The 9,467-nt window shown below is 43.1% G+C and carries 10 protein-coding genes; 5 read left to right on the forward strand and 5 right to left on the reverse strand.

The genetic code is table 11. The annotated features are described in order from the left end of the window. From IH597_11120 to IH597_11140, 5 genes are all read right to left on the reverse strand, one after another. Positions 1–404 (reverse strand): arsenate reductase ArsC (locus tag IH597_11120; protein ID MBE0663004.1); only part of this gene is annotated, 404 nt, incomplete at its 3' end. Beyond that, positions 376–750, reverse strand: a complete 375-nt coding sequence (locus tag IH597_11125) for a winged helix-turn-helix transcriptional regulator (GenBank protein MBE0663005.1) — start codon at positions 748–750, stop codon at positions 376–378. The genes IH597_11125 and IH597_11120, both read right to left, overlap by 29 nt. Before the next feature lie 206 nt (positions 751–956). Then, positions 957–1,865 carry a cation transporter gene (locus IH597_11130; protein ID MBE0663006.1) on the reverse strand — a complete coding sequence of 303 codons (909 nt, stop codon included), beginning with the start codon at positions 1,863–1,865 and terminating at the stop codon, positions 957–959. 129 nt (positions 1,866–1,994) lie between these two features. Then, a complete protein-coding gene (locus IH597_11135; protein MBE0663007.1) occupies positions 1,995–3,251 on the reverse strand; it encodes a 3-deoxy-D-manno-octulosonic acid transferase in 1,257 nt (418 codons plus the stop codon). Between the two features lie 5 nt (positions 3,252–3,256). Further along, positions 3,257–4,021 carry a hypothetical protein gene (locus IH597_11140; GenBank protein MBE0663008.1) on the reverse strand — a complete coding sequence of 255 codons (765 nt, stop codon included), beginning with the start codon at positions 4,019–4,021 and terminating at the stop codon, positions 3,257–3,259. A 152-nt stretch (positions 4,022–4,173) separates the two neighbouring features. Here IH597_11140 and IH597_11145 point away from each other — a divergent pair, with 152 nt between their 5' ends. The 5 genes from IH597_11145 to rfbB form a co-directional block, all read left to right on the forward strand. Then, positions 4,174–5,307, forward strand: a complete 1,134-nt coding sequence (locus IH597_11145; GenBank protein MBE0663009.1) for a DegT/DnrJ/EryC1/StrS family aminotransferase — start codon at positions 4,174–4,176, stop codon at positions 5,305–5,307. A 129-nt stretch (positions 5,308–5,436) separates the two neighbouring features. Beyond that, the gene (locus tag IH597_11150; protein ID MBE0663010.1) at positions 5,437–6,015 is read left to right on the forward strand and encodes an N-acetyltransferase; all 579 of its coding nucleotides are present in this window, start codon (positions 5,437–5,439) and stop codon (positions 6,013–6,015) included. A gap of 83 nt (positions 6,016–6,098) precedes the next feature. Beyond that, on the forward strand, positions 6,099–7,253 hold the full coding sequence (locus IH597_11155) for an ATP-binding protein (protein MBE0663011.1): 1,155 nt from the start codon (positions 6,099–6,101) through the stop codon (positions 7,251–7,253). 198 nt (positions 7,254–7,451) lie between these two features. Continuing rightward, entirely contained in the window at positions 7,452–8,471 is a 1,020-nt protein-coding gene (gene galE, locus IH597_11160; GenBank protein MBE0663012.1) for a UDP-glucose 4-epimerase GalE, read from the forward strand. Between the two features lie 69 nt (positions 8,472–8,540). Beyond that, positions 8,541–9,467: dTDP-glucose 4,6-dehydratase (rfbB, locus tag IH597_11165; GenBank protein MBE0663013.1), on the forward strand; the 927-nt coding region annotated here is incomplete at its 3' end.

Here is a 9,467-nt window from a genome sequence, read left to right on the forward strand (position 1 = left end):
TTATTATATAGTGTATAAAAAGCTTCTTTAATTTCATCTCTGACGCGGATAAACTCACTCCAGATATGTTCTTCGGTTCCGGTGATATGCGATGGGTCATCAAAACCAATATGAAGGCGGTTCTTTACTTTACCTAAGAAAACCGGACAATTTTCATTGGCTCCGCCGCAAACGGTGATCACATAATCCCATTCTTCATCCAGGTATTTTTCAACCGGATCGGAAGTGTGGTGGCTGATGTCAATGCCAATTTCTTTCATGGCAGCAACTGCTTTTTCATTTAATTTTCCGGAGGCTTCGGTTCCAGCAGAGCGCACAGTTATTTGTTTATCAAACGACTCCATAAAACCGTGCGCTATCTGGCTGCGGCAGGAGTTACCGGTGCAAAGGATCAGTATTTTCATCTTTTTTTATTTCGAGTCTGCAACATGGATTTTCAAGATCTATTTTATCAAAGAACTCATCGGAAAGGATTTTCAGCGATTCTATTTTCCCTTTGTTAAGGCAATAGTTCTTCTTAACCCCTTCGGTGGTTCCAACAATCAGATCCGCATTCCGTAATTCTTTCAGGTGCTGGTTCACAGTTGTACGGCCAAGGGGGATTTCATCCGCGATATCGCCTGTGATGCAGGTCCTGGTTTCAGCCAGATATAAAAGAATGGCTAAGCGTGCAGGATGAGCCAGTGCTTTGAACAGTCTTGCCTGTTCACGCAGCCCTTTATCGAAAAGCAGCGTCTTTGTTGATGTCATGTCTGTAAATTATTTGGTTAAAACGCGGGCCCAAGTTCAAATGAAATTGCCCCTGCAATTAAAAATGTGACGCAAAAATACGTCAGAATTTTATTCTGACGTAAATATGCGTCAAAAAAAAATAAAATAATTTTGGAAGCCAGATTTATGGTGCCTAACTTGCTGCTTATCAAACCCAAGTGCAAGTAATAATGAGTTCAGGTGGCTTATTCCAGAATTGAATTTATGTCGCTACAGCTGTCGTCTTTGGTTTCAAATTCAAGTGTAGCATGATGAATATTTAGCTTTTCCAGTGCATGCTTAACCTTATTTTTTATCTGGCTTTGCTTTTCCGAACCAGTATTTTTAGCAATTACAATATGGGTTGTAAGGGCATTCTGGGTTGTGCTCATTGCCCAAATGTGCAGATGGTGAATATCAGTCACACCTTCAACTTCTTTAATTTTTTCTACGACGTTTTCCACGCTAATGCCTCTGGGAACCCCATCGAGCGAGAGAAAAAGGCTGTCCCTGAAAAGACTCCATGTTGAATAAACAAGAACTGCAACGATAACCAGGCTAATGGCCAGATCGAGCCAGTAAAGTTGAAAAAAGAAAATCAACAATCCGGAAACGACGACGCCGAGAGAAACAAGAGCATCTGCCATGAGGTGCAGATAAGCCCCTTTTACATTCAGGTCACTGTTTTTGTGCCTGAAAAACAGCAAGGCCGACACAGTATTGATGATGATACCAATTCCGGCAACTATAGACACTGGGATTCCTTCAATTACCACCGGATCATTTAACCGACTGATGCTTTCCCATAAAATCGCGCCTATTACAACAAAAAGCGCCACCGAATTAACCAGCGAAACCAGAATGGTTGATTTGCGGTAACCATAAGTAAACCTGGAATTGGTCTTTACCCCCGACAGACGGAAAGCAAGCAATGCCAGCGCCAGCGTTGCCACATCAGTAAGGTTATGTCCAGCATCGGCAATCAATGCCAGTGAATTGTAATGCAGGCCGGCACCAAACTCGATTACTACATATAATGTATTAATGGCAATCCCGATGATAAAGGCCCTGTTCAGGTTCGAAATTTTGGGTGTATGTTGATGACCGTTTCCCATTTGCTTATAATTCCATTTTCACAAACAGTTAAATATTTCACAAAGTAACGAATTGGTTCTCAAGGTACGCACTTTTTCAGTAGGTATTTTGCATTTAAGATGGGTTCGGACCGAAAGATGGAGTGCTTGTTATTTCTTTAATGATCCGCTTTTGAAGTTGGCAATGAACTCCATTACTTTTTGTGTGGCTCCCGCTTTTTGCTGAACATAATCACGACAGGCAGAAGCGCTTTTTTGCCACGTGGAACTATTTTTTTCAAAGTCATTAAAAACCATTTGCAATTGCTCAAAATTATTGATGCTGAATGCCCCACCAATTTCAATCAGATCAATTGCTTCCTGAAACCTTTTGTAATTGGGTCCGAAGATCACTGGAATTCCATACGCAGCAGCTTCAGGCACATTGTGGATGCCAACCCCAAATCCACCGCCAATATAAGCGTAGCGTCCGTAGCGGTAAAGTTTTGAAAGCATCCCAATGCTGTCTATGATCAACACCTGTTTTTGAACCAGGTCAGCAGGTTCGGCCTGTGAGTATCTGATTGCGATCCCAGGGAATAGTTTCTCAACGGATTGCAGATGGGCTTCATGAATTTCGTGTGGAGCAATGATTAATTTGAACTTAGCAGGATTCTTATGAAAAAGCCTCGCAAGCAAATCCTCATCAACAGGCCAGGAACTGCCGGCAATTATTACTTCATGATGCCCTGCGACAAATGCTTCAATCACAGGAATTAATACCACTTCGTTTACAATTTTCATCACGCGGTCAAAACGGGTATCGCCTGCAACTGTAACCTGATTAATGCCATTTTTTTTCAGCAGGTTTGCGGACTGCTGGTTCTGAACAAAATAATGAGTGACTTGCTCCAGGTTCTTCAAAAACCTTTTACCATACCATTGAAAGAAATATTGCTCCGGCCTGAAATTTGCCGAAAGGACAAATAATGGAGTCCGCCGCTGAATGATTTCGTGCATGAAATTATGCCAGTATTCATATTTCACAAAAATCACCATTGATGGGTTCGCAGCTGTAACAAAGCGTTTTGCTTTTGAAGGAGTATCGGCCGGGAGATAGCATACGAAATCAGCATGCTCGTAATTTTGCCGGACTTCAAAGCCCGAAGGCGAGAAGAAAGTAAGTAAAATTTTATATTCAGGTTGATGTTTTTTGAATGCCTCAATTACCGGCCTGCCTTGCTCAAACTCACCCAATGAGGCACAGTGAAACCAGGCTAATGGCTGCTGATTGCTTTTTAAAAGGCTTAGTGTCTTATAAAGCTGTTTGCGACCCCTCAGCCATCGCCGGGCTTTAGGTTTAAATATGGCGGCGATATGAACAGCCAGCAAATAAAATTGTATGCTGAAATTATACAGGTGGCGCATTGACTCTAGTAATAGTAATAGGCCTGTGGGGAGCGCTTGATCAATGGTAAAACCCAGCCTAATCGAATGCCCCATAAACTATCGAATCGTTTTTGGGTATCAGCTTGCATATGGTCGAAATCAAATGGCCGCCTTGATTTTGTCCATGCTTGTGTGAACTCTAAGCCGATATGGAAATTGACTGTACGGTTATTACCGAAATGTACGTAACCAATAAACTGACTGATGGAAAGACCGTTCGTCAGGCGGTCATAACCTTTCTTGTAATCATCACGCAACTGCGGTACATTGTTCTCACTTATTTCGATCCGGATTTTATGCTGCAGTATGCCTAGCCCGCCAAGTAGCATCAATCCTGAATTTGGGTTCGGGCCAACAACCGGAATAATCCCTCCGAAACGGGCGCTAATGTTAAATCCACGCTGATGAAAAAAAACTCCGGCAAAGGTTCCGCCTTCTGAGATCACATATCCCTCACTGGAGGCGATCAATTTCAGGTACTCATCTGAATTTTTTACATTTTCACTGAACAGGAACCCGCCTTCGACCCCGGCCAGGAGGTTTGATTTGAACTTGTAAAGAAACCCACCGCCAATCATTGAGTTATTCCCAAACCGCTCAGCCAGGTCGTGTCCCGGCATCTGGAAGGCATAGTAAGCATTGAACAAAGGGAAACTGGCTTTCTCTTCACTAATTTTCACCTGTGCAAGGCCAGGCAGCGGTGAGAGTAACACCAAACAAAATGCAATAAGTGTATTTGAAAATTTCATGTGGTGGAGGGTAGAGATAAAGTAAACGCAAAAATAAACAAATAGGTATTACAAGCTGCACTAAATGGCGGTAGCTTCCGTTACAAACAAGATTCATTATCTTTGCCAGGCTCTAATTCACTGATTATTCTTCTCAATCCTCAATTAACACGATGAACAAAATTAACATGGTTGACCTTCGCGGTCAGTACGAAAAAATCAAACCCGAAATTGACGCTTCAATTATGGAAGTAATTGACTCAGTGGCATTCATCAATGGCCCTGCAGTGAAAAAATGCCAGGAATCATTGGAAAACTACCTGGGTGTGAAACACGTGATCCCCTGTGCCAATGGTACCGATGCTTTGCAGGTTTCCATGATGGCTTTGGGTCTGAAACCCGGCGATGAAGTAATCACCGCTTCATTTACATTTATTGCAACCGCCGAGGTTATTGCCTTGCTTGGCCTCACCCCGGTTTTTGCCGATGTTGACCCCGATACCTTCAACATTGTTCCAGAAGATATTGAGCGTCGCATTAGTCCCCGAACCAAAGCCATTGTGCCGGTGCATTTATTCGGCCAAAACGCCGATATGGAAAAAATCATGCAGATTGCCGAAAAACATAATTTGTATGTGATCGAAGACAATTGCCAGGCCATCGGCGCTGATTTTATTTTCAGCAATGGTACGGTTCAGAAAGCTGGAACTATCGGAACCATTGGAACAACCTCATTTTTCCCTTCCAAGAACCTAGGATGTTATGGAGATGGTGGCGCTATTTTTACTAACGATGATGATTTGGCTAAGAAGCTTCGCAGTGTTGTGAACCACGGCATGACGGTTCGTTACTACCACGATGACATTGGTGTGAATTCCAGGCTCGACAGTGTGCAGGCAGCCGTGCTTAACGTGAAGCTGAAACACCTGGATGATTTTGCAGCCGCCAGGCAGAAAGCCGCCAATTATTACAACAACGCTTTCAGAGAAAACAAGCATTTGCAGATTCCTGCCAGGGCTGATTTTTCCACCCATGTTTTCCATCAGTACACGCTGAAGCTTTATGATTTGGATCGCACAGCATTGCAGGAACATTTGATGAGTAAAGGCATTCCGGCCATGATCTATTATCCCGTTCCGATCCATTTGCAAAAGGCTTTTGAACAATACGGCTTCAAAGAAGGCGATTTACCGGTTACAGAAGATTTATGCTCAAGGGTGATTTCACTGCCCATGCATACCGAGCTGGATGAAGAACAACTGGAATTTATTACTTCGGCGGTGCTCGAGTTTGTAAATATGGAATAATGGAGTGATGGAGTAATGTAGTGATGTGTGGCTTTTCCCATTACTCCAATACTCCAACACTCCAAATGATTTGAAGCAAGTGATGAAAAATAAGCAGGGGTAGTTTAATTGAATCAAAACCAAAATCAAATGGACAAAGAATACTTCGCACACGAAACCGCCGTCATTGACAAAGGCTGCAAAATCGGCAGAGGCACAAAGATCTGGCATTTCAGCCATATCATGCCCAATTGTGAGATAGGCGAGAACTGCAATATCGGGCAAAACGTAGTTGTATCGCCCGAAGTGGTGTTGGGTCGTAATGTGAAGGTTCAAAACAACGTAAGTATTTATACCGGTGTGGTTTGCGAGGATGATGTTTTTCTGGGCCCTTCCATGGTTTTTACAAATATTGTGAACCCGCGCAGCGCGGTGATACGTCGTGGTGAATATGTACGGACATTTGTTAAAAAAGGCGCTTCTATCGGAGCCAACGCCACCATTGTTTGTGGGCATGATATAGGCGAGTTTTCTTTTATTGGTGCAGGTGCTGTAGTTACAAAAGAAGTGCTGCCCTATGCGTTGGTTGTTGGCAATCCTGCCCGCCATGTTGGCTGGATGAGCGAGTTCGGCCATCGCCTGCATTTTGATGAAAACGGTATTGCCGTTTGCCCTGAAAGCAAGGAAAGATACGAGTTGAAGAATGACCGGGTAAGAAAGATCGGATAGTTTTATGACTCTGATTCGTTAAGCAGCAATTTCTTTACAAATTAGAAGTTGTATTTCTAATTTGTAAAACCTACTTTTGCAACATGATCTCTCGAAGCATAAAAAAGCGGATTCAATCGCTCGAAGGTAAGTACCCGGTTATTTCTGTTACCGGGCCGCGTCAATCGGGGAAAACGACCCTCGTAAAGGCGATTTTTAAAGATTTTCATTATGCCAATCTTGAAGACATAAGCACACGGGAATATGCTCTCACTGATCCAAAAGGGTTTTTGAAAGCTTTTGGAGACCTGCTGATCATTGACGAAGCACAGTATGCACCACAACTTTTTTCTTATATCCAGGTGTTGGTGGATGAACACAAAGAAAAGCGATTTGTGCTTACCGGGAGCCAGAATTTCCTGTTGTTGGAAAAAATCACGCAGAGCCTGGCTGGCCGGGTAGCCATATTTTATTTACTCCCATTCTCTTTAGAGGAATTGAAAGATACAGCGTATTACCCAGCAAGCTATCAGGAGTACCTGCTCACGGGATCGTACCCAGCCATTTACGACCGGGACCTTCCTTCCACGGAATGGCTGCGCAACTATATTACCACCTATGTGGAGCGGGATGTCAGGCAGGTGTTGAACGTAGGTGATTTGTCGAATTTTCAACGATTCCTGGGCATCTGCGCGGGCAGGATCGGACAACTGGTGAATTTCAGCTCTGTTGCTACCGATTTATCGGTTTCCTATCACACGGTTCAGCGTTGGTTATCCATCCTTGAAACAAGTTTTATTACCTACCGGCTTTATCCCTACCACAAAAATTTTAATAAACGTTTGATCAAATCGCCGAAGCTCTATTTTAACGATACAGGCCTGGCATGCGCTTTACTGGGAATTGACAATAAAGAAACGCTGGCTACTCATCACCTGAAAGGCGCTTTGTTTGAAAATATGGTATTATCGGAACTAAGAAAATCCCGTATGAATCATTCGCATTCAAATGACTTGTACTTTTGGCGCGACAATACAGGGATAGAAATTGATTGCATTTTTGAAAATCCTTTTGAACCATACGCCATTGAAATTAAATCGGGCGAAACGGTTCATGCCGGGTTTTTTAAAAACCTCAACTGGTGGAAAGAAAATGCCAATTCCCATAAGGGATATCTGATCTATGGCGGCGATGAGAGTTATCCACGAAGTGATCATAGGGTTTTAGGCTGGAAGGATTGTGTAAATGTTTTTGAATAATCAACCATGAAAAACATCAAACACTTGCTGACATTGTTTAACATGGTTGTATCAATGTTACCGGGTAAACAAGTTTTAAATAATTAATGAGTTATGATTTCCTCATTGTAACAAGTCCGAACCGTGCCTTCTCAATTCGATTGTTCGATTGTTCTGTTATTCAAATGTTCAACTGTTCTGAATTATAATACTTAACAAATGAAAGTTCTCGTCACCGGCGGCACCGGCTATATCGGCTCCCACACTGTGGTGGAGTTAATGGAAAAAGGATTTGAGGTTGTGATTGTTGATAACCTCTCCAACTCCTTCCCCGAAGTGGTGGATTCCCTCGCTGAAATTACAGGCAAACGCCCTGATTTTATTGAACTCGATCTGGCAGATCCCGATGCAGCAAACAGTTTTTTTGAGGAATACAAGGGTATTGATACGGTGATCCATTTTGCTGCCTACAAAGCCGTGGGCGAGTCAGTTGAAAAGCCGCTGATGTATTACCGCAACAATCTTTACTCTCTTATCAACCTGATGGAGAACATGCAAAAGCACGGCATTGGGAATCTTGTGTTTTCGTCATCATGTACGGTTTATGGTCAACCGGAAAAGCTGCCGGTTTCGGAACAATCGCCTATTATTCCAGCCTGGTCACCATATGGCAACACCAAGCAGATTTCGGAAGAGATCATCAGTGATGTTTGCAATATATCGGAATTAAAAGGCATTGCCTTGCGTTATTTCAACCCTATTGGCTCCCATCCTTCAGCATTGATTGGTGAATATCCGATCGGAGTTCCAAATAATTTAATGCCCTTTATCACGCAAACAGCCATTGGCAAAAGAGAACTATTAAGTGTTTTTGGTGATGATTATCCCACACCCGACGGCACCGCCATCCGCGATTATATTCATGTGGTTGACTTGGCAAAAGCCCATGTGGTGGCTGTTGAACGCATGTTTGAGAATAAAGGCAAGTCAAATTTTGAAATATTCAACCTTGGAACCGGTAATGGCTTTTCCGTTCTGGAAGTAATTCATTCATTTGAAAAAGTAAGCGGACTTAAACTGAATTATAAAATAGTGGGGCGCAGGGCAGGAGATATTGAAAAAATATGGGCTGATCCTACTTTTGCGAACCATGAACTTGGTTGGAAAGCTGAACTTGGAATGGATGAAATGACGCTTTCGGCTTGGAAATGGGAACAGAAGCTACTAGAGAAAAAATAAGAATAATTGCCACGAATGCACGAATAATATATTCCATTCGTGCATTCGTATCAAATAAAATAACCTGATATGGAATTCAAAAAACACATTCTCATCACCGGTGGCGCAGGCTTCATCGGTTCGCACGTTGTAAGGCTTTTTATAAAAAATTACCCCGAGTACTGCATTTACAACCTCGACAAGCTTACCTATGCCGGCAACCTGGCCAATCTCAAAGACATTGAACAGGAGCCGAACTACCGCTTCATCAAAGCCGATATTGTGGATGCTGACCACATGCTCAATCTGTTTGACGAACACAAATTTGATGGTGTGATCCATCTTGCCGCCGAATCGCATGTGGATCGCAGCATTGCTAGCCCCATGGAATTTATTATGGCCAATATTGTTGGAACCGTAAACCTGCTCAATGCAGCAAAATTCCATTGGAAGGATGATCATGCTGGCAAACTATTTTATCATATTTCAACCGATGAAGTTTATGGATCACTGGGTGATGAAGGCTTTTTCACTGAAGAAACACCCTACGATCCGCACAGTCCGTATTCCGCATCCAAGGCCAGCAGCGATCATTTGGTTCGCGCCTATCATGATACCTACGAATTGCCCGTTGTGATCTCAAATTGCTCAAACAATTATGGCCCGAACCAGTTCCCCGAAAAACTGATCCCGCTGTTCATCAATAATATCCGCAACAACAAGCCGCTACCGGTTTACGGCAAAGGTGAAAATGTACGCGACTGGCTTTATGTGATTGATCATGCCCGCGCCATTGACCTGATCTACCACAAAGGTTGCAATGGCGAAACCTACAATATTGGCGGCAACAATGAATGGAAAAACATTGACCTGATAAAAGTGCTGTGTAAGGTGATGGATGAAAAGCTGGATAGGCCTGCCGGCACTTCTGAAAAGCTCATAACTTATGTGAAAGACCGCGCAGGCCACGATTTGCGCTATGCCATTGATTCATCCAAGCTACAACGCGAGCTGGGC

The sequence above is a fragment of the Bacteroidales bacterium genome, from assembly GCA_014860575.1.
GTDB lineage: Bacteria > Bacteroidota > Bacteroidia > Bacteroidales > JAAYJT01 > JAAYJT01.

Coding starts and splice junctions, on each gene's coding strand:
- IH597_11125 (MBE0663005.1), bottom strand. CDS start 750: ATGACATCAACAAAGACGCTGCTTTTCGATAAAGGGCTGCGTGAACAG.
- IH597_11130 (MBE0663006.1), bottom strand. CDS start 1,865: ATGGGAAACGGTCATCAACATACACCCAAAATTTCGAACCTGAACAGG.
- IH597_11135 (MBE0663007.1), bottom strand. CDS start 3,251: ATGCGCCACCTGTATAATTTCAGCATACAATTTTATTTGCTGGCTGTT.
- IH597_11140 (MBE0663008.1), bottom strand. CDS start 4,021: ATGAAATTTTCAAATACACTTATTGCATTTTGTTTGGTGTTACTCTCA.
- IH597_11145 (MBE0663009.1), top strand. CDS start 4,174: ATGAACAAAATTAACATGGTTGACCTTCGCGGTCAGTACGAAAAAATC.
- IH597_11150 (MBE0663010.1), top strand. CDS start 5,437: ATGGACAAAGAATACTTCGCACACGAAACCGCCGTCATTGACAAAGGC.
- IH597_11155 (MBE0663011.1), top strand. CDS start 6,099: ATGATCTCTCGAAGCATAAAAAAGCGGATTCAATCGCTCGAAGGTAAG.
- galE (MBE0663012.1), top strand. CDS start 7,452: ATGAAAGTTCTCGTCACCGGCGGCACCGGCTATATCGGCTCCCACACT.